Consider the following 20921-nt stretch of genomic DNA (forward strand, 5'->3'; position numbering starts at 1 on the left):
CGGCCCCGTCAGGCCCCGCCCAGCTCCAGGCGCATCGTCCAGGCGTCGACGTCCTCGGGCTGGTAGTACCGGCGTCGCCGCGTCAGGATCTCGAACCCGAACCGCTCGTACAGGGCCATCGCGGGCGCGTTGTCCACCGCCACCTCGAGGAGGACCGCGGTGGCCCCCAGCTCGCGCGATCGCTCCACGAGCGCCGCGAGCAGCGCCGTGCCGAGCCCCTGTCGCTGCACCGCGTGCGCGACGCCGATGGTCATCACCTGGGACACGTCGCCGTCGAACCACAGGCCCGCGTACCCGACCACCGTCCCGCCGTCGGCCGCCGCGGCCCCGGCCCCCGCGGTCGCGGAGTGCTCGACGGCGGCCAGGTACCAGCGGCCCGGCGCGTGGAGCTCGCCGGCGAGCATCGCCTCGCTCCACGCGGACGGCCCGAAGAGCTGCCGCTCGAGCTCGGCCACCTGCGGCACGTCGGCGGGCACCATGGCCCGCAGCTCAGGACCGGCGCCCTCGTCGGGGGCGTCCGGCCCGCCCGGCCCCGCCCCCTGCCCGCCCCCGGGCTCGGTCACGCGGTGACCCTCTTGCGGGTGACGGCAGGCGTGACGTCCGGACGGCGCAGGTAGAGCGGCTCGGTGGCCAGCTCGGCCCCGCGGGCCACCCTCGTCATCGCGAGCGCTGCCAGCGCCGCGGGGTCCAGCGCCGTCGGGGCACCGGGCGCCGCGCGGAGCAGGTCGGGATACAGGGCCGTCGCGGGCCCCACGACGGCCGCGCCCGCGGCGAGCGTGGTCGCCACGACGTCGGGGCGCTCGACCAGCGGCCCGTCGACGGCCGCGACGTCGGGCCCCTCGTTCTGGCCGGCGGCCCGGTAGCGCGCCGCGTACACCTCGCGGCGCCGGGCGTCGGTCACCACCAGGACCTCCCCCTCGGTGGTCACCCCGGCGGCGAACGCCTGGGCGGCGAGGGCGTCCAGGCTCGGCACGCCGTGCACGGGCACGCCGAGGGCCCGGGCGAGCACCCGGGCGGTGACCAGGCCCGCCCGGAGCCCGGTGAAGGGCGCCGGTCCCGTGCCGACGACGACGGCCGTCAGGTCGCCGCGGTGCGCGCCGGCGTCGGCCAGCACCTGCGTGATCATGGGCGCGAGGAGCTCGGCGTGCCGGCGCTGCTCCTGCGTGCGAAGGGCAGCAAGCACCGGGCCGGGCACGCTGCCGTCGAGGGCGAGCAGGCTGACGGCGATGTCTCCGGACGTGTCGAGCGCGAGCAGCACGGGCTCATCCTCCCCCACACACCCGAGTGGAACGAATGTGACGTGAATCGTGGTCGAGTGGAACGTCGTGCTCCCGTTCCGTTCCACTCGAGGGGGTCAGGTCGGCAGCGTCACGTCCGCCCAGCGCGGGCCGACGGCCGTGACCGTCACGTGCCGCACGCCGACCTCGGCGTCGAGCACCTCGCCCGTGGCCTCGAGCCCGCCGTGCGGCCGCTCGATGACCACCTCGAGCCGGTCCTCGGCGAGGACCTCGACCAGCCCCTCGCCCCACTCGACGACCGTCACGGACTCGTCCAGGCCCGCGTCGAGGTCCAGGGCGTCGAGCTCCTCCATGGACCCGAGGCGGTACGCGTCCACGTGCACGAGCGGGGGGCCGTCGGTCAGCGACGGGTGCACCCGGGCGATGATGAACGTGGGCGACGCGACCTGGCCGCGCACGCCGAGGCCCTCGCCGAGACCCTGGGTCAGGGTGGTCTTCCCGGAGCCGAGCGCGCCCGTGAGCACCACGAGGTCGCCGGCGCGCAGCACGCCCGCGAGCGCCCGTCCGTACGAGCGCGTCGCCTCCGGGTCCGCGAGGTCCACCCGCACCGTCACGCTCATCCGCGCTCCCCTCCACCCACGCCGGCGGCCGCCAGCAGCTCGGGAGCGCCGCGGTACTCACGCGGCACCCGGACCCCGAGCCGGGTCACGATCTCGTAGGAGATGGTGCCGCAGGCCGCCGCCCAGTCCTCCGCCGTCGGCTCGCCGTCCGCGCCGGTGCCGAAGAGCACGACGACGTCGCCCGCCGCCTCTGCGGCCCCCGGCCCCAGGTCCACGACGAACTGGTCCATGCAGACGCGGCCCGCGACGGCGAGCCGCCGACCGCCCACCTGGACCGGCGCGCCCGGCCGGCCGCCCAGCCCCGAGGCGTGCCGCGGGACGCCGTCGGCGTAGCCGAGCGGGACGACGCCGAGGACCGTCTCGGCCGGCGTGACGTACTCGTGCCCGTAGGAGACCCCGTGCCCGGCCGGCACGACCTTGGTGAGCACGAGGTCGGCCTCGAGCCGCATCGCCGGGACCAGGCCGAACCGCTCCGGTCCGCCGAGCTGCGGCACCGGGGACAGGCCGTACACCGCGAGGCCCGGGCGGACCAGGTCGAACGCCATCGCGGGGTTCGTCAGCGTCGCGGCCGCGTTGGCCAGGTGCCGCACCTCCAGGTGCGCGCCGGCCTGCTCCGCGAGCGCGACGGCGTCGGTGAACACGCCCGTCTGCGCCAGGACCGTCGGGTGGTCGGGCGCGTCGGCCCAGGCCAGGTGCGACCAGATGCCGACCACCTCGAGCGCGCCCTCGGCCTGCGCCGCCACCGCGGCGTCGAGGAGCGCCGGCAGCTCGACGGGCTGGACGCCGCTGCGGCCGAGCCCCGTGTCGACCTTGACGTGCACACGGGCCGTCCGGCCGGTCGCGCGCACGGCGTCGAGCACCTGGAGCAGGGCGGCCCCGCTGCTCACGGACACGTCGACGTCGGCGACCAGGAGCGCGTCGAGCGGCTCGCCCGGCTTGTACAGCCAGGTGAGGACCGGGGCCGTGATACCGGCCGCCCGCAGCTCGAGCGCCTCGGTCGCCTGGGCCACGCCGAGCCAGGTGGCGCCGCCCGCGAGCGCGGCGTGCGCGCTCGCCACCAGCCCGTGCCCGTAGGCGTCCGCCTTCACGACGGCCATCACCTGGGCGGCGCCCGCGTGGGCGGCGAGCACGCCGACGTTCGAGCGGATGGCGTCCAGGTCGATCACGGCTCGCGACGGGGCTCTCACGCCGGACAGTCTGGCACCTGCACCGCGGGCCGCCCGGAAGGCTTTTCAGGCGAGGCGCACGACGGCGTCCGCGCGGTGCCGCGTGCCGGCGACGAGGCGGGCGTTGCGCTCGTCGGGCCCGCGCGCCCAGGCGGCCGCGGCCGCCGGCGCCTTGCCGTGCGCCGCGTGCCGGGCCGTCAGGCGGTCCAGCCGCAGCGCGTCGTCCACCTCCACGAACCAGCACTCGTCGAGCAGCGGGCGTACGCCCGCGAAGGCGCCGTCGGGCACGAGCAGGTAGTTGCCCTCGACGATCACCAGCGGCACGTCCGCCTCGACCGGGATGGCGCCGGCGACCGGCTCCTCGAGCGTGCGGTCGAACGCGGGCGCGTAGACGACGGCGTCGCCCGGCCGCTGGTCGCGGATCCGCCGCAGCAGCGCGACGAACCCGGCGGCGTCGAACGTGTCCGGCGCGCCCTTGCGGTCGGCCCGGCCGAGGCGGTCCAGCTCGGCCTGCGCCAGGTGGAAGCCGTCCATCGGCACGTCCACCGCGGCCAGCCCGACGGAGTCGGCCACCGCGCCCGCCAACGTCGACTTGCCGGCGCCCGGCGCCCCGGCGATGCCGAGCACGACGCGCTCCCCGCCCGCCGCCATCGCGCGGGCCCGTGCGATGGCCTCGCCGAGGCCCAGCACGGGGACGGGCGCCGGGTCGGGGACGGGGACGGGCGCAGGGGCGGGGCCGGTCATCGCACGACCCGCCGCGACGCGAGGTGCACGCGCAGCCGCGGGTGCCGGCGCGCGGCCGGCCGCGCGGGTGTCGGCGTGGGCGCCGCGAGCAGCTCGGCGACGGCGGCGGGCAGCGCCTGGGCCACCGTGCCCGCGGTGACGGGCCCCGGCCCGGCGAGGCGGGCCGCGCGCCCGTGCACGAGGGCCGCCGTCGCGGCCAGCTCCGCGGCCAGCGCGGGGTCGGCGCGCACGTCGTCAGCGCGGCCCGCGAGGAGGGCGCCGAGCGTCCCGGCGAGCACGTCCCCGGCGCCCGCCGTCGCGAGCCACCCGGGCGCGTCGGCCTGGGCCAGCACGGGTGCGTCCGGCGCGGGTCCGGCGACGACCGTCACGTGACCCTTGAGCAGCACGGTCGCGCCCGTCGCGAGCGCGGCCGCCCGCGCCCAGCGCGCGGGTTCCGCCTCCACGTCCTCGCGGCTCACGCGCTCCCCGCGCTCGGCCAGCAGCCGCGCGAGCTCGCCCGCGTGCGGGGTGAGGACGACGCTCGCGGCCAGGGGCACGGGCAGGCGCTCGAGGCCGCCGGCGTCCACGACGACCGGCAGCCCGCCCGCCACGGCGTGCGCGAGCGCGACGCGGACCCGCCCGGCCTGCGCGTCGTCGTCCGCCACGCCCGGGCCGAGGACCCAGGCCTGCACGCGGACCTCCGTCGTCGCGCCCGCCACCACCTCCGGGTGCGCCGCGACGACGGCGTGCCGGACGGCGTCCGGCCCCACGTAGCGCACCATGCCGCAGCCCGCGCCCTGCGCGCCCGCCACGGCGAGCACCGCCGCGCCCGGGTAGGTCGCCGTGCCCGCGACGACGCCCACGACGCCGCGCCGGTACTTGTCGTCGCCCGGGCCCGGGACGGGCCACCGCAGAGCGGCGTCCGCGGCCGTCAGCCGCCGCACCGCCGGGCGGGCGTCGTCGGCGGCGAGCTGCGCCGCCAGCCCCAGGTCGACGACGTCGACGCGGCCCGCGAGGTGGGCGGCCGGCGGCAGCAGCAGGCCGGGCTTCGCGACGCCGAAGGTCAGGGTCCGGTCGGCGCGCAGCACCGGCCCGGCAACCGTGCCGTCGTCGACCCCGACGCCGCTCGGCACGTCGACCGCCACGACGAGCGGGCGCGCCGTGGGCGCGGGCGCCGACCGGTCACCGAGCAGCCCGTCGAGGACCTCCACGAGCTCGGCCGCCGCCCCCCGCAGGCCGCCGCGGGCCCCGATGCCGAGCAGGCCGTCGAGGACCACCTCCGCCGCGAAGGCCTCCGCCGCGGCGTCGCCCAGCCAGACCCGCCGGCCCGGCGCGTCGTCCACGACCGACAGGACCGTGCCGCCGGCCGCGACGAGGGCGGCGAGACCGCCGTCGTGCACGCGGGCCGAGGTGAGGACCGCGACGGCGCGCACGCCGCGGCGGGCCAGGCCGGCCAGCGCGTGCAGCGCGTCGCCCCCGTTGTTGCCGGGCCCGACGAGCGCGACGACGCACGCGCCGGGGACGCGCCCCGTGCCGGCGCGCAGCTCGGCCCGGACGGCGACCTCCAGGACCGTCGCGGCCCGGTGCATCAGGCCGCCGGCGAACCCTCGTTCGGCGGCGAGCAGGGGTGCTTCGGCGGCGCGGACGGCATCGGCGCGGAAGGCCTCGATCACAGCACCATCCTGCCCGTCTCGCGGCGCCCGGGCGTCCCGATGCGCTCTCGCCGCCGCGCGTACCCTGGAGGCCGTTCGCGGACACGGTGCCCGGACCCAGGAACCGGGCCCGCAGGGGCGAGAGGCAGGGCACAGATGAGCGGGAGCGACATCGGGGAGTGTGCGCGCGAGCGCATCCTCGTGCTCGACGGCGCGTACGGCACGGCCTTCCAGCGCGCGGGCCTGGCAGAGGCCGACTTCCGGTTCGAGGGCGCGGACGACGCCCGGACCTACCAGGGCAACTTCGACCTCCTGTGCCTGACCCGGCCCGACGTCGTTGCGGGCGTGCACCGCGCCTACCTCGAGGCCGGCGCGGACATCACCAAGACGAACACGTTCAACGCGACCTCGATCTCGCAGGCCGACTACGCCACCGGCCACCTCGTCGGCGCGATCAACGAGGCCGCGGCGCGGATCGCGCGCGCCGAGTGCGACGCCGCCGAGGCTCGCGACGGCCGCCCGCGCTGGGTCGCCGGCAGCGTCGGGCCGACGAACCGGACCGCCTCCCTGTCCCCCGACGTCGAACGGCCCGGGTTCCGCGCGGTCACGTTCGCGGACCTCGCGACGGCGTACGAGGAGCAGGTCACGGCGCTGCTGCGCGGCGGGGTGGACCTCGTGCTCGTCGAGACCGTCTTCGACACGCTCAACGCCAAGGCCGCGCTGTTCGCGTGCGAGGAGGCGTTCGCCGCCGTCGGGCGCCGGGTGCCCGTGATGCTGTCGGGGACGATCACCGACGCGTCGGGGCGCACGCTGTCCGGCCAGACGCCCGAGGCGTTCGCGATCTCCACCGAGCACGCCGACCTGTTCTCCCTCGGCCTGAACTGCGCGCTCGGGCCCGAGCGCCTGCGCCCGCACCTGCGCGAGATCGCGGCGTCGACGCAGACCCTCGTGTCCGTGCACCCCAACGCGGGCCTGCCCAACGCGTTCGGGGAGTACGAGGAGACCCCCGAGCAGATGGCGCGCGTGCTGCGCGAGTTCGCCGCCGAGGGCCTGGTCAACGTCGTCGGCGGCTGCTGCGGCACGACGCCGGCCCACATCCGCGCCTTCGCCGACGCCGTGGCGGACCTGCCGCCGCGCGTCGCCGCGCCGCGCGAGCCGCGCCTGCGCCTGTCGGGACTGGAGCCCTTCACCCTCACCGACGACATCCCGTTCGTGAACGTCGGCGAGCGCACCAACGTCACCGGCAGCCCGCGCTTCTCCAAGGCGATCCTGGCCGGGGACGACGACGCCGCCGTCGCCATCGCCGCGCAGCAGGTCGCCGGAGGCGCGCAGATCGTCGACGTGAACGTCGACGAGGGCATGCTCGACGTGCCCGAGGTGATGTCCCGGTTCCTCAACCTGCTGGGGTCCGAGCCCGAGATCGCGCGGGTGCCGGTGATGATCGACTCGTCCGACTGGACGGTGCTCGAGACCGGGCTCCAGCGGCTGCAGGGCAAGGCGGTCGTGAACTCGCTGTCGCTCAAGGACGGCGAGGAGGCGCTCGTCGAGCGCGCGCGGCGGGTGCGCCGGTACGGGGCCGCCGTCGTCGTCATGGCGTTCGACGAGCAGGGCCAGGCGGACACCCTCGAGCGGCGGCAGGAGATCTGCGCCCGGGCGTACCGGCTGCTCACCGAGCAGGCCGGCCTCGCGCCGCACGACATCATCTTCGACCCCAACGTGCTCACCGTCGCCACGGGGCTGCCCGAGCACGACCGGTACGCGCTCGACTTCATCGAGGCGGTGCGCTGGATCAAGCAGACCCTGCCCGGGGTGCTGACCAGCGGCGGCATCTCGAACGTGTCGTTCTCGTTCCGCGGCAACAACCACGTGCGCGAGGCGATGCACGCGGTGTTCCTGCGGCACGCGATCGAGGCGGGCCTGGACATGGGCATCGTCAACGCGGGCATGCTCACGGTGGAGGCGGACCTCGAGCCCGAGCTGCGCGAGGCGGTCGAGGACGTCATCCTCGCCCGGCGCACGGACGCGACCGAGCGGCTCATCGCGCTCGCGGAGTCCTACAAGGAGGTCGCGCGCGACGCGCCGGCCGCCCAGGCGTGGCGCGCCCTGCCCGTCGCCGAGCGGCTGTCGCACGCGCTCGTCCACGGGCTCGTGGAGTTCGTCGAGGAGGACGCCGAGGAGGCGTACCGCGAGCTCGGCTCGCCGCTGGCCGTCATCGAGGGCCCGCTCATGGACGGCATGAACGTCGTCGGCGACCTGTTCGGCGCCGGGCAGATGTTCCTGCCGCAGGTGGTGAAGTCCGCGCGCGTGATGAAGGCCGCCGTGGCGTACCTGCGGCCCTACCTCGAGGCCGAGCAGGCCGCGCGCGTCGCCGCGGGCGAGGTCTCCGAGCGCGGCAAGGGCACCGTCGTCATGGCCACCGTCAAGGGCGACGTGCACGACATCGGCAAGAACATCGTCGGGGTGGTCCTCGGCTGCAACGGCTACGTCGTGCACGACCTCGGCGTCATGGTCCCCGCCGAGCGCATCCTGGCCGAGGCGGAGCAGCTGGGCGCCGACGTCATCGGCGTCTCCGGCCTCATCACGCCGAGCCTGCACGAGATGGTCGGCATCGCGGCCGAGATGCAGCGCCGCGGCCTGCGCACGCCGCTCATCGTCGGCGGCGCGACCACCAGCCGCGCGCACACCGCCGTGAAGATCGACCCCGCCTACGAGGGGCTGGTCGTGCACGTGCCCGACGCGAGCCGCGCCGTCGGGGTCGTGGCGGAGATCCTGGCCCGGCCGGACGCCCTCGCCGAGCGGACGGCCACGGACTACGCCGCCCTGCGGGAGCGGCACGGCGAGCGCGAGCACACCCTCGTCCCGCTCGCCGACGCGCGGGCCCGCGCCACGCGGCTCGGCCCGCCGACGCCGCCCGCGCCGAAGGAGACCGGGCGACGGCTCGTGACGCCGTCGATCGCCGAGCTGGCCGAGGTCGTCGACTGGACGCCGCTGTTCACCGGGTGGGGCCTGCGCGGCACCTACCCCCGGATCCTCGAGGACCCCCGCCAGGGCGAGCAGGCCCGCTCCCTCTTCGCCGACGCGCAGGCGCTTCTGGCGCAGGTCGTCGAGGACGGGTCGCTGCAGGCGCGTGGCGTCGTCGGGATCTGGCCGGCGCGCCGGGTGGGCGACGACATCGAGGTCTACGCGGACGGGCCCGCGCCGGCCGGGGGCGCGCCGGGCACGCCGACGACCGTCCTGCACACCCTGCGCCAGCAGCGCGAGCGCGACGGCAGCTACACCGCCCTCGCCGACTACGTGGCGCTCGCCGGGGACCACGTGGGGGCCTTCGCCGTCGCGATCCACGGCGCCGAGGAGCTCGCGCGCACGCACGAGGCGGCGGGCGACGACTACACCGCCCTGCTCGTGAAGGCGCTGGCCGACCGGCTCGCCGAGGCGTTCGCCGAGTGGCTGCACCGCGAGGTGCGGGTGCGGATCTGGGGGTACGCGCCCGACGAGGACCTGCCCGTGGCCGAGCTCATCGCCGAGCGGTACCCAGGCATCCGACCCGCTCCGGGGTACCCGGCCCAGCCGGACCACACGGAGAAGGAGCAGGTCTTCGCGCTGCTCGACGCGGCCGAGGCGGGGCTGGCCCTGACGGAGTCCTACGCGATGTCGCCGCCGTCCGCGGTGTCCGGGCTCTACTTCGCCCACCCCGACGCGCGGTACGTCGCCGTCGGGAAGCTCGGCCAGGACCAGGTGGCCGACTACGCGGCGCGCAAGGGCTGGACGCTGGCGCAGGCCGAGCAGTGGCTCGCCCCCAACCTCGGCTACCACCCGGCCAGCTGACCCCCTTTCCACCCGGCGGGCACGGCCCGGTCGAACCGATTCGTGGCGCGAGGTAGGTTCTGCGCATGCGCTTCGGACTCTTCATTCCTCAGGGCTGGCGGCTCGACCTCGTCGGCATCGACCCGGCCGACCAGTGGGCCACGATGAACGGGCTGGCCACGCGGGCCGACGCCGGCGACGTCTGGGAGTCGGTGTGGGTGTACGACCACTTCCACACCGTCCCCGAGCCGACCCAGGAGGCCACGCACGAGGCGTGGACGCTCATGGCGGCGTTCGCGGCCACGACGTCGCGCGTGCGCCTGGGCCAGATGTGCACGTGCATGGCGTACCGCAACCCCGCGTACCTCGCGAAGGTCGCGGCGACCGTCGACGTCATCTCCGGCGGGCGCGTCGAGATGGGCATCGGCGCCGGCTGGTACGAGCACGAGTGGCGCGCCTACGGGTACGGGTTCCCGACCGCCGGTGAGCGGATCGCGGCGCTCGACGAGGGCGTGCAGATCATGAAGCAGGCATGGGAGACCGGCGAGGCGACGCTCGACGGCCGCTTCTACCAGGTCGACGGCGCCCGCGTGCACCCGCAGCCGCTGCAGTCGCCGCGCATCCCGCTGTGGATCGCCGGCGGCGGCGAGAAGAAGACCCTGCGGATCGTGGCCCGGATGGGCGACTACGCGAACCTGTCCGGCGACCCCGAGACGTTCGCGCACAAGTCGTCGGTGCTCGAGGCGCACTGCCGCGAGATCGGCCGGGACTACGCGGAGATCACGCGCTCGGCCAACTACAACGTGTTCATCGGCGAGACCGAGGCCGACGTCGCGGCGAAGCTCGACTGGGCCGAGGAGCGGCTGCGCCGGCTCGTGCCGGAGCGCGCCGACGCCGAGGTCGCCGGCCTGCGCGGCGGCCCGCTCGTCGGGACGCCGGAGCAGATCGTCGAGAAGCTCACCGAGCTGCGCGGCCTGGGCATGACGTACGCGATCACGTACTTCGCCGACGCCGCCTACGACACCTCGAGCATCGAGCTCTTCGAGCGCGAGGTCGTCCCGGCCCTGCGCTGACGGGCCCGCCCCCTCAAGTGGAGCGCCGTGGCGCCATCGTGCACCGGTTGGGCCGATCCGCCGCCACGGCTCTCCACGTGATCGCGCTGATCGCGCGGGAAACGGTGGGGGGCGTCGGGACCTGAGTCAGAGGGTGCCCGTCGCCGCCTGGAGGGCCAGGCTGCTCGTCGCGACCGCCAGCGAGAGCAGGCCGCCGAGCAGGAGGGGTCGCCAGCCCGCGCGTCGGAGGCTGGCGACCGACGTGAGGAGGCCGACGCCGGCCAGGGCGACCGCCGTGAGCAGGTGCGCGCCACCCGAGATCCCCGGCCCCCACGCCGCGGGCACGACGCCGACGCTGTGCAGCGCCGCCGCGACGAGGAACAGCACCAGGAACGGCGGGACGAGCCGCCGCCACGGCACGCGATCGGTGCCGGCCGTGCCGCCGGCGTCCAGTGTCGCCCGGGCGCGACGCCGGGTGCGGACCGCGAGCGCCACGGAGACCGGCACGATCAGGAGCGTCCGCGTGAGCTTGACCACCACGGCCGCCGACGCGGCCGCGGCCCCGAACACCGTCCCGGCGGCCACGACGGACGACGTGTCGTTGATGGCCGTCCCCGCCCAGAGGCCGAAGCCCTCCTGCGACATCCCGAGCGCGTGCCCGACCAGCGGGAAGGCCACCGCCCCGGCGACGTTGAACACGACGATCGTCCCGACGGCGTAGGCGACCGCCGCCTCGGAGGCCCCGATGACGGCGCTCACCGTCGCGATGGCCGAGGCGCCGCAGATCCCCGTCCCGACGCCGACGAGCGTCCGGGTCTCCTCGTCGACGCGCAGCCAGCGGCCGAGCAGCGCCGCGCCGGCGAGGGCCACCGTGAGCGTGCCGAGCATCACGGGAAGCGCCGCGGTGCCCGTGCGCGCCACCTCGCGCAGGGACAGCCCGGCCCCCAGCAGCACGACGGCGGCCTGCAGCACCACCTTCGCGGCCACCCGTGCACCGGGCACGACGGCGGCCCGCTCGCCGACCACCTCGCGCACCACGATCCCCAGCAGGATGGCGGTCACCGGGCCGCCGACCACCGGCACCAGACGGCCGACCGCCATCGCCACGACGCCGATCGCCGCCGCGACACCGAGCCCGGGCGCCACGGCACCGAGGCGCGCGAGCGCGGCCCTGAGCACGGGCGGGGGCGCGGCCGGCGTCGTCAGCGCTGGCGCGGGCGCGGTCACGGTGACGGAGGCGGGCGGCAGGGCGGCGGGAGGCACCCGTCGAGCCTGGCCCCCGCCTGGCCGCGCCGCCAGCCGTCGGAACCCGATCACCCCATAGGCTGGACCTATGGCCGCTCGCCTGCCCGCCGGGACGCCCGACCTCGCCCAGATGGAGCTCCTGGTCGCGGTCGCGGACGCCGGCGGCATCGGTGCCGCGGCGCGCACCCTCGGCCTGAGCCAGCCGACCGCGAGCGAGCGCCTGCGGCTGCTCGAGCGGCGCGTCGGGCTCACGCTCGTGCACCGGCGCCCCGAAGGCTCGGTCCTGACCGACGACGGCGAACGGGTGGCCGACTGGGCGCGAACCGTGCTGCGGTCGGCCGCCGAGCTCGCCGCCGGCGTCGCCGAGCTCCGGGGCGAGGCGCGCCTGTCCGTCACCGCGAGCCTGACGGTGGCCGAGCACCTGATCCCGGGGTGGCTGGTCGCGCTCGCGGCCGAGCCGCCGCCGGTCACCGTCGTCGTGCAGATGGGCAACTCCGAGGCGGTCGTCCGCGACGTCCGCGACGGCCGCGCGGACCTCGGCTTCATCGAGGGCGCGAGCACCCCGCGCGGCCTGCGCCTGGCGACCGTCACGCGCGACGAGCTCGCCCTCGTCGTCACGCCCGACCACCCGTGGGCACTCGACGGGCGGCCTCGCACCGCCGCCGACGTCGCCGCGACGCCCCTGGTCATGCGCGAGACCGGGTCGGGCACGCGCGAGGTGCTCGAGCGCTGGCTCGCGCGGGAGGGACTGTCGCCCCGCCCCGCCGTCGTCCTCGCGTCCACGCACGCCCTCGTCGCGGCCGTGCGGTCCGGCGTCGGGCCGGGTGTGGTGTCGGGTCTCGCCGTCCGGGGTGACGTCGCGGCGGGCCGGCTGGTCGCCGTCGCGCTCATGGACACGTCCGGGCGCCGCGTGCGCCTGGACCGCCGCGTCCGGGCGGTGTGGCGCGGGCCTGGCGTGCCCACCCCGCCCGCGGCCCGCCTGCTGTCCGTCGCCCTCGGCGAGCGCTGATCGCACCCCGGCCCGGGGCGCCGCCCGGGTAGACTGAGGCATGAGCGACGAGGCAGGTCAGGGTCCAGATTCGCGGGCCGGGCGGGGTCGCTGGGTGCGTACCGCGGACGACGCGCTCGACCTCCTCGACGCCCTGTTCGACGAGGCGGCGGACCGGTGGTCCGACCGGGGCGGGACGCCCTGGTGGGACGGGTTCTACGGCGACCGCGACCGGCCGGTGCCCTTCTTCCGGGACGCGCCCGACGAGTCGCTCGTCGCCTGGCAGGACTCTGGACGCCTGGGCGCCGGTCCGGGGACGACCGTGCTCGAGCTCGGCTGCGGGCCAGGCCGCAACGCCGTCTGGCTCGCCCGACAGGGCGCGCGCGTGCGCGCGCTCGACCTCTCGCCGCAGGCCCTCGCCTGGGGTCGCGAACGCGCCGACGCCGCCGGGGTCGACGTGCGCTTCGAGCGCGCCGACGTCCTGCGCTGGACCCCACCGGCCGACGGGTACGACGTCGTCGTCGACTCAGGGTGCTTCCACCACCTGCCCCCACACCGCCGGGTCACCTACCTCGCGCTGCTGCGACACGCGCTGCGCCCCGGCGGCCGGTTCGCGCTCGCCTGCTTCGCCGCCGGCGGGCCCGACGGCGTCACGGGTACCTCCGTGCCGGATCTCGAGCTCTACCGCTCTGGCAGCCTCGGTGGCGGCCTCGCCTACACCGACGCCGAGCTGCGCGCCCTGTTCAGCGGGCTCACCCCCGTCGAGATCCGCCCGATGCGCGACCTGCCCGACGACGCCCCCGTGTTCGGGCGCGGTTTCCTCTGGGCCGCGCTGTTCGAGAACCCCGGCGGCGCGTAGCGTCGTCGTCGACGACGCGACGGAAGGGCACCGATGGCCGAGCACCCCGACCAGCCGCACGACGCCGACGACTACCGGCACCTGCCCGAGCCCATCCGGCTCGAGGACACGACCACGTCTCAGGACGTCGTCGAGGCGCCCGACCCGCGCATGGGCCGGGACACCGAGACCGAGTGGCTCCTGAAGTTCGGCGCCGGCTGAGCCCACCCGAACCCGAGCACTCGCCCGAGCTGTCGCGGGCGGCACGGGGGCTCAGCCCTCGGCGACGACCATCGCCGACGCGATGCCGGCGTCGTGCGAGATGGAGACGTGGAAGCGGGTCACGCCCAGCTCCGCGGCCCGCGCGGCCACCGTGCCCGTCACCTCGACCTCAGGCGGGCCACCGAGGACGCGACGCACCGTGCAGTCGTGCCAGCGCAGGTTCCCGGGTGCGCCGAGAGCCTTCGCGATCGCCTCCTTGGCCGCGAACCGGGCCGCGAGCGAGGCGCCCGGCATGTCGCGCTCGGGCTCGGTGAACAACCGCTCGCGCAGCCCGGGGGCGCGCTCGAGCGTCGCCAGGAACCGCGCGACGTCCACGACGTCGATCCCGACGCCGACGACCGCCATCAGCGCACCCCCACCCGCCGGGCCGGCCTCACCCCTCGTCCGTCACTCGACGGTGACGGACTTCGCGAGGTTGCGCGGCTGGTCGACGTCGAGACCGCGCGCGGTCGCGAGCTCGCACGCGAAGATCTGCAGCGGGACCACGCTCACCAGGGGCGCGAGCAGCGTCGGCGTCTGCGGCACGAAGAAGACCTCGTCCGCGAACGGGAGCACCGCGTCGTCGCCCTCCTCCGCGATGACCAGGGTGCGCGCACCGCGGGCCCGGATCTCCTGGATGTTCGAGACGACCTTGCTGTGCAGCGAGTCCCGCCCGCGCGGCGACGGCACGATGATGAACACCGGCTGCCCCGGCTCGATGAGCGCGATGGGCCCGTGCTTGAGCTCGCCCGCGGCGAAGCCCTCCGCGTGGATGTAGGCGAGCTCCTTGAGCTTGAGGGCCCCCTCCATCGCGACGGGGTACCCGACGTGCCGCCCGAGGAACAGCACCGACGACGTGTCCGCCATCCAGCGCGCGATCTGCCGCACCCGGCCGGAGTCGGCGATGACCTTCGCGATCTTCTCCGGCATCGCCCGCAGGTCGTCGATCACCTCGGCGATCTCGTCGGGGAACTTCGTGCCGCGCAGCTGCGCCAGGTAAAGGCCGAGCAGGTACGCAGCCGTGATCTGGGCGAGGAACGCCTTGGTCGACGCGACGGCCACCTCGGGCCCGGCGTGCGTGTAGAGCACGGCGTCGGACTCACGAGGGATGGTCGAGCCGTGGGTGTTCACGATGGCGAGCACCGTCGCCCCCTGCTCGCGTGCGTGTCGCACGGCCATCAGGGTGTCCATCGTCTCGCCCGACTGGGAGACGGCCACGACGAGCGTCTTCGCGTTGACCACCGGGTCGCGGTAGCGGAACTCGTGCGCGAGCTCGACCTCGACCGGGATCCGGCACCAGTGCTCGATGGCGTACTTCGCGACCTGGCCGGCGTAGGCCGCCGTGCCGCACGCGATCACGATGATCTTGTCGATCTGCCGCAGCACCTGCTCGTCGACGCGGATCTCGTCGAGCGTGAGCCGCCCGGCCGCCGTCATCCGCCCGAGCAGCGTGTCGTGCACGGCCTGCGGCTGGTCGTGGATCTCCTTGTCCATGAAGGACGGGAACCCGCCCTTCTCCGCCGCGGCGGCGTCCCAGTCCACCGTGTACCGCTTCGGGGAGGCGGGCAGGCCGTCGAAGCCCACCACCGTGACGTCGGCCGGCGTGATCGTGACGACCTGGTCCTGGCCCAGCTCGAGCGCCTCGCGCGTGTGCGCGATGAACGCGGCGACGTCGGACCCGAGGAAGTTCTCGCCCTCGCCCAGGCCGACCACCAACGGCGAGTCGTGCCGCGTGCCCACCACCGTGTCCGGGGCGTCCGCGTGCACGGCGAGGAGCGTGAACGTGCCGTGCAGGCGCGCGGCCACCTCGCGCATCGCCGCCGTCAGGTCGCCGGTGCGCGCGTACGCCGCGGCGAGGAGGTGCGCCACGACCTCGGTGTCGGTCTCGCTGCGCATCGTGATGCCCGACGCCTCGACCTCGGCGCGGAGCTCGATGAAGTTCTCGACGATCCCGTTGTGGATGACGGCGAGCTTCCCGTCGCTCGAGGTGTGCGGGTGCGCGTTGACGTCGTTCGGCGCGCCGTGCGTCGCCCAGCGGGTGTGCCCGATGGCGGCGGTGGCGGCCGGCAGGGGGTGCGCGCTCAGCGCCTCGGCCAGGTTGCCGAGCTTGCCGGCCTTCTTGGCCGTGGCCAGCTCGCCCGCCCCGGGCACGACGAGCGCGACGCCCGCCGAGTCGTAGCCCCGGTACTCGAGGCGCTTGAGCCCGCCCATGACGACGTCCAGCGGCCGGCTGCTCGCCTCACCAGCTCCCACGTACCCGACGATTCCGCACATGCCGCGAGTCTAGACGGGCGTGGAGACGGCCCTGGCGCCCGGGTTCCGGCAGACTGCTCCCCGTGGCAGAGATCCCCACGCCGTACGTCGACCTCGACCGGGAGGCGTGGAGCAGGCTCTCCGCCCAGACCCCGCTTCCGCTGACCGACGACGACGTCACCCGCCTGCGCGGCCTCGGCGACCCCATCGACCTGTCCGAGGTCGACGCCGTGTACCGGCCGCTGTCCCGGCTGCTGAACCTCTACGTCGCGGCGACGGGGTCCCTGCACTCCGCGTCCTCGGTGTTCCTCGGGGAGACCGGGGCCCGGACGCCGTACGTCATCGGCATCTCCGGCTCGGTCGCCGTCGGCAAGTCGACGACCGCGCGCGTCCTGCGCGAGCTCATGGCGCGCTGGCCCGACACCCCCCGCGTCCAGCTCGTCACCACCGACGGCTTCCTCTACCCCAACGCCGAGCTCGAGCGGCGTGGCCTGATGGAGCGCAAGGGCTTCCCCGAGTCCTACGACCGGCGCGCGCTGCTGCGCTTCCTCGCCGCGATCAAGGCGGGGCGGCCCGAGGTGCGGGCCCCCGTGTACTCCCACCTGACCTACGACATCGTGCCCGGCGAGCACGTCGCGGTGCGCCAGCCGGACGTGCTGATCGTCGAGGGCCTCAACGTGCTGCAGCCCGCGCGCGCGACGGCGGCCGGGGAGTCCAGCCTGGCGGTCAGCGACTTCTTCGACTTCTCGATCTACGTCGACGCCCGCGCCGCCGACGTGCGCCAGTGGTACGTGGACCGGTTCCTCTCGCTGCGGCAGACCGCGTTCGCGCAGCCCGAGTCGTACTTCCGCCGGTACGCGACGCTGAGCGACGACGAGGCCGTCGCCACGGCCGAGGGCATCTGGGACGCCATCAACGCCCCCAACCTGGAACAGAACATCCTCCCGACGCGCGGACGCGCCACCCTCGTCCTGCGCAAGGGGCCCGACCATGCGGTCGAGCGCGTGCGCCTGCGCAAGCTCTGACGTCCGCGGACCGAGGTCAGCGAGCCGAGGTCAGTGCGGCTCGCCGGCGCCCACGGCCTCCGGCTCGGGTTCGTCGGTCGTCGGCCGGGTCGCCGGCCCGGCCACCGGTTCGGCGTCGCCCTCGGCCGGGGTCACGACGCCGACGGGTCGCCCCCGGCGCCGCCCCCACCACGAGATCAACCAGTCCACCAGGAGCCCGATGAGGAGACCGGCGGCGACGCCGATCGCCATGGCCAGCAGGGGATGGTGGTCGCCGAACAGCTTGCCCGCCCCGATGCCGAGCAGGACGGAGTAGATCGACCAGCTGATCGCCGCGACGACGGCGAGCGCGGTGAACCGGCGGCGCGGGTACCCGGTGGCCCCGGCCGTCATGTTCACGGCGACCCGGCCGATGGGCACGTACCGCGCGGAGATGATGAACGACGCGCCGCGCTCGGCCAGCGCCCGCTCGGCCCAGGCCAGCGACGTCTTCGCGCGCGGACCCTGCATGAACCGCAGGCGTCGGATCGGGATGTGCCGGCCGATCGAGTAGGCGATCTGGTCCCCGGAGAACGCCCCGGCGGCCGCGACCGCGCCAAGGATCCAGAAGTCCGCGCTCCCGCTCGCCACGAAGAGCGCCGCGAGCGCGATGATCACCGACTCGCTCGGGATCGGCGGGAAGAAGCCGTCGATGGTGGCGAAGGCGTAGAGCGCGACGAACACCCAGGGCGTCCCGGCGAGCGCGACCGCCCAGTCGCTCACAGCGGTGAGGAGGTCGGCCACAGGTGTGCTCCGGGATCTCGAGGGGCGGCGTGATCTCAACGTAAGGCACGGCACGCCGGTTCCGGCACCGGGATACCCCCGAGGGAACCCTGGTCATCCCGCGCTCACCCTGAGGTCACGCGGGCGTCGCCGTCAGGGCAGCTCGAAGCCCAGCGCGGCCGCCGCGCGCTCCGGCGAGGGTTCGAACGCCCACGCGGCCGCCATCCGGTCGCTGACGAGCGACCGCATGTGGGCCACGTCCACGTAGAGCCTGCCCCGCAGGTGGTCGGTCTCGTGCTGGACGATGCGCGCCGCCCACCCGGTGAGCACCTCGTCGACCGGGTTCCCGTGCTCGTCGGTGCACGTCAGCCGCACGGATCGCCAGCGCGGCGTCACGGCCTGCCACCCGACGACGCTCAGGCAGCCCTCGAAGAAGCCGACCCGCTCGTCCCCGACGGGCGCGTACGTCGGGTTGACGAGCACGCGGAACGGCAGCGGCGTGCGCTCGCGCACCCGGGCGACGTCGTCGTCGGTCGCCCCGGGGTCCTCGACCACGGCGATCGCGACGCCCAGGCCGATCTGCGGCGCGGCGAGGCCCACACCCGGCGCCTCGCGCATCGTGGTGCGCATCCCCGCGAGGAGGGCCTCCAGGGTCCGCGGGCCCAGCTGGCCGTCGTAGGGCACGGTCGGCTCGCGCAGCACCGGGTGCCCCGCCTGGACGATCGGCCAGGGGGCCGGACGTACGAGCAGCTGCTCGACCTGGCCGGCGAGCTCCCGGGCGTTCACAGCGCGAGCCGCTCCTTGACGACGTCGGCGAGCCCCTCGGCGACCTTGTGGGCCACGTCCTCGTCGCGCGCCTCCACCATCACGCGCACGACCGGCTCGGTGCCGGACGGCCGCAGGAGCACCCGCCCGGACTCGCCGAGCACCGCCGCGGCGTCGGCCACCGCGGCCTGCACGCCCTCGTCGGCGTCGGCGCGCGTCCGGTCCACGCCGGCCACGTTGATGAGCACCTGCGGCAGCCGCGGGATGCCGGAGGCCAGCTCCGCGAGCGTCTGCCCGGTCTCCGCGACGCGGGCGGCGAGCTGCAGCGCGGTCAGGACGCCGTCGCCGGTCGTCGCGTGGCGGGCGATGACGAGGTGACCCGACTGCTCGCCGCCCAGGTCGTAGCCGCCGGCCCGCATGGCCTCGAGGACGTACCGGTCGCCGACCGCCGTCTGCACGGTGGTGATCCCGGCCTCGGCCATCGCCAGCTGCAGGCCGAGGTTGCTCATCACCGTGATGACGAGCGTGTCGTGCGCCAGCTCGCCCCGCTCCCGCAGGGCCAGGGCCAGGATCCCCATGATCTGGTCGCCGTCGACGAGCGCGCCCGTGTGGTCGACCGCCAGGCACCGGTCGGCGTCGCCGTCGAACGCGACGCCGAAGTCCGCACCGGCCGCCACCACGGCGGCCCGCAGGGGCTCCATGTGCGTGCTGCCGGCCTTCTCGTTGATGTTCCGGCCGTCGGGCGAGGCGTTGATGACGACGACGTCGGCGCCCGCGGCGCGCAGGGTCGCCGGCCCGACGGTGCTCGCCGCACCGTTCGCGCAGTCGACGGCGATCCGCAGACCCGCGAGCCCCGGCGCGGCGACCGCCTCGGGCAGCGTCTGCACGAGGTGGGAGATGTAGAGCTCCTCGGTGATGTCCGGCTCGGCGTTGATCCGGCCGACCGCGGCGCCGACGGGCCGCTCCCAGGGCTCACCCATGCGCTGCTCGATCGCGTCCTCGACCTCGTCGGGCAGCTTGTGCCCGCCGCGCGCGAAGAACTTGATGCCGTTGTCCGGCATGGGGTTGTGCGACGCGGACAGCATGACGCCGATGTCGACGCCCAGCGCGCCCGTGAGGTAGGCCACGCCCGGCGTCGGCAGCACGCCCACGTCCACGACGTCGACGCCCGCGCTCGCCAGGCCGGCGACCACGGCCGCGGACAGGAACTCGCCCGACGCGCGGGGGTCCCGTCCGACCACGGCCCGCGGCCGGTGCCCGTCGAAGGCGCCGGAGCTGCCGAGGACGTGTGCGGCTGCCACCGACACGTCGAGCGCGAGCTCCGCCGTCACCTCCCGGTTCGCGACGCCACGTACCCCGTCCGTGCCGAACAACCGACCCATCAGACCTCCTCGTCGTGCCCCGACTGTTCCACACGCGCGTCGCCCGCGTCCTGCACCCGGGCCCGGGAAGGCCGACGGCCCCGGCCGAGCCTGGGGCTCGTCGGGGCCGCGACCTGAGTTCTGCGTCAGCGCTTGGAGTACTGAGGCGCCTTGCGGGCCTTCTTGAGACCGGCCTTCTTCCGCTCGACGACGCGGGCGTCGCGCGTGAGGAAGCCGGCCTTCTTGAGTGCCGGGCGGTTGTGCTCGGCGTCGATCTCGTTCAGCGCCCGGGCGATGCCGAGGCGCAGGGCTCCGGCCTGGCCGGTCACGCCGCCGCCGTTGATGCGGGCGATGACGTCGAAGCGACCCTCGACGTCGACCAGCTTCAGCGGGGAGTTGACGAGCTGCTGGTGGACCTTGTTGGGGAAGTACTCCTCGAGGGCCCGACCGTTGATCCGCCACTGGCCGGTGCCGGGAACGAGGCGCACGCGCGCCACCGCCTCCTTGCGTCGGCCGAGCGCCTGGCCGGGGGCGGTCAGGGACTGGCCGCGACCCCCCGGCGTCGGGGTCTCGGAGGTGTAGCTGGTGGGCGTCTCGCCCTCGAACTCGGTGTCGACCGTGGTCTCGGCCACTGCGGTGTCCTCGCGTCCTGTGGTGGTGGTCGCCCGGGCCCTTACTGGGCGACCTGGCTGATCTCGAAGGGCTGGGGCTTCTGCGCGGCGTGCGGGTGCTCCGGGCCGGCGTAGACCTTGAGCTTGCGCAGCTGCGCGCGGCCGAGGGTGTTCTTCGGGAGCATGCCGCGGACGGCCTGCTCGATGACGCGCTCGGGGCGCTTGGCGAGGAGCTCGCCGATCGGCGTGGCGCGCAGGCCGCCCGGGTAGCCGGAGTGGCGGTAGGCCAGCTTCGACGTGCGCTTGTTGCCGGTGAGGGCGACCTTGTCGGCGTTCACCACGATGACGAAGTCACCGGAGTCGACGTGCGGCGCGAACGTCGCCTTGTGCTTGCCGCGCAGGAGGACTGCCGCCTGCGTCGCGAGCCGGCCGAGGACGACGTCGGTGGCGTCGATGACGTGCCAGGTCGCCTCGACGTCGCCTGCCTTCGGGGTGTACGTGCGCACGGTCGTAGCCTCTGTCTCGTGTAGCTGATGGGTTCCCGCCGACCTCGCGGGAGGCTGCGGGTACGTCGCGCG

At 75.4% G+C, this 20921-nt stretch carries 20 protein-coding genes; 6 read left to right on the top strand and 14 right to left on the bottom strand.

Translation table 11 applies throughout. The annotated features are described in order from the left end of the window. Positions 1–8: 8 nt before the first annotated feature. The 6 genes from rimI to AFE02nite_RS12755 all read right to left on the bottom strand — a co-directional run bounded on the left by rimI (position 9) and on the right by AFE02nite_RS12755 (position 5420). Positions 9–563, bottom strand: a complete 555-nt coding sequence (rimI, locus tag AFE02nite_RS12730; protein ID WP_261765611.1) for a ribosomal protein S18-alanine N-acetyltransferase — start codon at positions 561–563, stop codon at positions 9–11. Beyond that, entirely contained in the window at positions 560–1276 is a 717-nt protein-coding gene (gene tsaB / locus AFE02nite_RS12735) for a tRNA (adenosine(37)-N6)-threonylcarbamoyltransferase complex dimerization subunit type 1 TsaB (RefSeq protein ID WP_261765612.1), read from the bottom strand. Before tsaB ends, rimI begins: the two co-directional genes overlap by 4 nt. A 78-nt stretch (positions 1277–1354) precedes the next feature. After that, on the bottom strand, positions 1355–1858 hold the full coding sequence (gene tsaE, locus AFE02nite_RS12740; protein WP_146819783.1) for a tRNA (adenosine(37)-N6)-threonylcarbamoyltransferase complex ATPase subunit type 1 TsaE: 504 nt from the start codon (positions 1856–1858) through the stop codon (positions 1355–1357). Next, positions 1855–3045: an alanine racemase gene (gene alr, locus AFE02nite_RS12745; RefSeq protein ID WP_407643100.1), complete on the bottom strand. Its 1191-nt coding sequence runs from the start codon at positions 3043–3045 to the stop codon at positions 1855–1857. Before alr ends, tsaE begins: the two co-directional genes overlap by 4 nt. A 45-nt stretch (positions 3046–3090) precedes the next feature. Continuing rightward, positions 3091–3768 (bottom strand): nucleoside/nucleotide kinase family protein, encoded by a 678-nt coding sequence (locus AFE02nite_RS12750; RefSeq protein ID WP_146819784.1) that lies wholly within the window; start codon positions 3766–3768, stop codon positions 3091–3093. Beyond that, positions 3765–5420: a bifunctional ADP-dependent NAD(P)H-hydrate dehydratase/NAD(P)H-hydrate epimerase gene (locus tag AFE02nite_RS12755; RefSeq protein WP_146819785.1), complete on the bottom strand. Its 1656-nt coding sequence runs from the start codon at positions 5418–5420 to the stop codon at positions 3765–3767. Before AFE02nite_RS12755 ends, AFE02nite_RS12750 begins: the two co-directional genes overlap by 4 nt. Positions 5421–5555: 135 nt before the next feature. Here AFE02nite_RS12755 and metH point away from each other — a divergent pair, with 135 nt between their 5' ends. Continuing rightward, the gene (gene metH, locus AFE02nite_RS12760) at positions 5556–9224 is read left to right on the top strand and encodes a methionine synthase (RefSeq protein WP_034248273.1); all 3669 of its coding nucleotides are present in this window, start codon (positions 5556–5558) and stop codon (positions 9222–9224) included. A 65-nt stretch (positions 9225–9289) separates the two neighbouring features. After that, the gene (locus AFE02nite_RS12765) at positions 9290–10276 is read left to right on the top strand and encodes an LLM class F420-dependent oxidoreductase (RefSeq protein ID WP_146819786.1); all 987 of its coding nucleotides are present in this window, start codon (positions 9290–9292) and stop codon (positions 10274–10276) included. Between the two features lie 126 nt (positions 10277–10402). Here AFE02nite_RS12765 and AFE02nite_RS12770 read toward each other — a convergent pair whose 3' ends face one another. Then, entirely contained in the window at positions 10403–11518 is a 1116-nt protein-coding gene (locus tag AFE02nite_RS12770; RefSeq protein WP_261765613.1) for a YeiH family protein, read from the bottom strand. 70 nt (positions 11519–11588) lie between these two features. Between AFE02nite_RS12770 and AFE02nite_RS12775 the strand changes: the two genes are divergently transcribed. From AFE02nite_RS12775 to AFE02nite_RS12785, 3 genes are read left to right on the top strand one after another with little or no spacing between them, the layout of a single operon-like run. Further along, positions 11589–12509 carry a LysR family transcriptional regulator gene (locus AFE02nite_RS12775; RefSeq protein ID WP_146819788.1) on the top strand — a complete coding sequence of 307 codons (921 nt, stop codon included), beginning with the start codon at positions 11589–11591 and terminating at the stop codon, positions 12507–12509. 40 nt (positions 12510–12549) lie between these two features. Next, a complete protein-coding gene (locus AFE02nite_RS12780; protein WP_052113746.1) occupies positions 12550–13347 on the top strand; it encodes a class I SAM-dependent methyltransferase in 798 nt (265 codons plus the stop codon). Between the two features lie 33 nt (positions 13348–13380). Continuing rightward, the gene (locus AFE02nite_RS12785; protein ID WP_146819789.1) at positions 13381–13548 is read left to right on the top strand and encodes a heme biosynthesis protein HemY; all 168 of its coding nucleotides are present in this window, start codon (positions 13381–13383) and stop codon (positions 13546–13548) included. A gap of 51 nt (positions 13549–13599) precedes the next feature. Here the strand turns inward: AFE02nite_RS12785 and AFE02nite_RS12790 are convergent, their stop codons facing one another. Then, the gene (locus tag AFE02nite_RS12790; RefSeq protein WP_034246855.1) at positions 13600–13953 is read right to left on the bottom strand and encodes a holo-ACP synthase; all 354 of its coding nucleotides are present in this window, start codon (positions 13951–13953) and stop codon (positions 13600–13602) included. A gap of 42 nt (positions 13954–13995) precedes the next feature. Beyond that, on the bottom strand, positions 13996–15861 hold the full coding sequence (glmS, locus tag AFE02nite_RS12795; protein WP_034246857.1) for a glutamine--fructose-6-phosphate transaminase (isomerizing): 1866 nt from the start codon (positions 15859–15861) through the stop codon (positions 13996–13998). Positions 15862–15923: 62 nt separating this feature from the next. On the opposite strand from glmS, the gene coaA reads away from it, so the two are divergent. Continuing rightward, a complete protein-coding gene (coaA, locus tag AFE02nite_RS12800; RefSeq protein ID WP_261765614.1) occupies positions 15924–16865 on the top strand; it encodes a type I pantothenate kinase in 942 nt (313 codons plus the stop codon). A gap of 30 nt (positions 16866–16895) precedes the next feature. Here the strand turns inward: coaA and AFE02nite_RS12805 are convergent, their stop codons facing one another. From AFE02nite_RS12805 to rplM, 5 genes are all read right to left on the bottom strand, one after another. Next, positions 16896–17627 carry a DedA family protein gene (locus AFE02nite_RS12805; RefSeq protein WP_052113747.1) on the bottom strand — a complete coding sequence of 244 codons (732 nt, stop codon included), beginning with the start codon at positions 17625–17627 and terminating at the stop codon, positions 16896–16898. Between the two features lie 132 nt (positions 17628–17759). Continuing rightward, positions 17760–18392 (bottom strand): peptide deformylase, encoded by a 633-nt coding sequence (locus tag AFE02nite_RS12810; protein WP_034246861.1) that lies wholly within the window; start codon positions 18390–18392, stop codon positions 17760–17762. Beyond that, on the bottom strand, positions 18389–19753 hold the full coding sequence (glmM, locus tag AFE02nite_RS12815) for a phosphoglucosamine mutase (protein ID WP_034246863.1): 1365 nt from the start codon (positions 19751–19753) through the stop codon (positions 18389–18391). The genes AFE02nite_RS12810 and glmM overlap by 4 nt, the downstream gene beginning before the upstream one ends. Before the next feature lie 125 nt (positions 19754–19878). Next, on the bottom strand, positions 19879–20364 hold the full coding sequence (gene rpsI, locus AFE02nite_RS12820) for a 30S ribosomal protein S9 (RefSeq protein WP_034246865.1): 486 nt from the start codon (positions 20362–20364) through the stop codon (positions 19879–19881). Between the two features lie 41 nt (positions 20365–20405). Then, the gene (gene rplM, locus AFE02nite_RS12825) at positions 20406–20849 is read right to left on the bottom strand and encodes a 50S ribosomal protein L13 (RefSeq protein WP_034246867.1); all 444 of its coding nucleotides are present in this window, start codon (positions 20847–20849) and stop codon (positions 20406–20408) included. Positions 20850–20921 lie beyond the last annotated feature (72 nt).

This window comes from Actinotalea fermentans, assembly GCF_007991475.1.
Taxonomy (GTDB): Bacteria; Actinomycetota; Actinomycetes; order Actinomycetales; family Cellulomonadaceae; genus Actinotalea; species Actinotalea fermentans.

Bases quoted from the DNA above. Each gene is read 5' to 3' on its own strand.
- tsaE (WP_146819783.1), bottom strand. From the start codon at position 1,858: ATGAGCGTGACGGTGCGGGTGGACCTCGCGGACCCGGAGGCGACGCGC.
- AFE02nite_RS12750 (WP_146819784.1), bottom strand. From the start codon at position 3,768: ATGACCGGCCCCGCCCCTGCGCCCGTCCCCGTCCCCGACCCGGCGCCC.
- metH (WP_034248273.1), top strand. From the start codon at position 5,556: ATGAGCGGGAGCGACATCGGGGAGTGTGCGCGCGAGCGCATCCTCGTG.
- AFE02nite_RS12765 (WP_146819786.1), top strand. From the start codon at position 9,290: ATGCGCTTCGGACTCTTCATTCCTCAGGGCTGGCGGCTCGACCTCGTC.
- AFE02nite_RS12775 (WP_146819788.1), top strand. From the start codon at position 11,589: ATGGCCGCTCGCCTGCCCGCCGGGACGCCCGACCTCGCCCAGATGGAG.
- AFE02nite_RS12780 (WP_052113746.1), top strand. From the start codon at position 12,550: ATGAGCGACGAGGCAGGTCAGGGTCCAGATTCGCGGGCCGGGCGGGGT.
- AFE02nite_RS12785 (WP_146819789.1), top strand. From the start codon at position 13,381: ATGGCCGAGCACCCCGACCAGCCGCACGACGCCGACGACTACCGGCAC.
- AFE02nite_RS12790 (WP_034246855.1), bottom strand. From the start codon at position 13,953: ATGGCGGTCGTCGGCGTCGGGATCGACGTCGTGGACGTCGCGCGGTTC.
- glmS (WP_034246857.1), bottom strand. From the start codon at position 15,861: ATGTGCGGAATCGTCGGGTACGTGGGAGCTGGTGAGGCGAGCAGCCGG.
- glmM (WP_034246863.1), bottom strand. From the start codon at position 19,753: ATGGGTCGGTTGTTCGGCACGGACGGGGTACGTGGCGTCGCGAACCGG.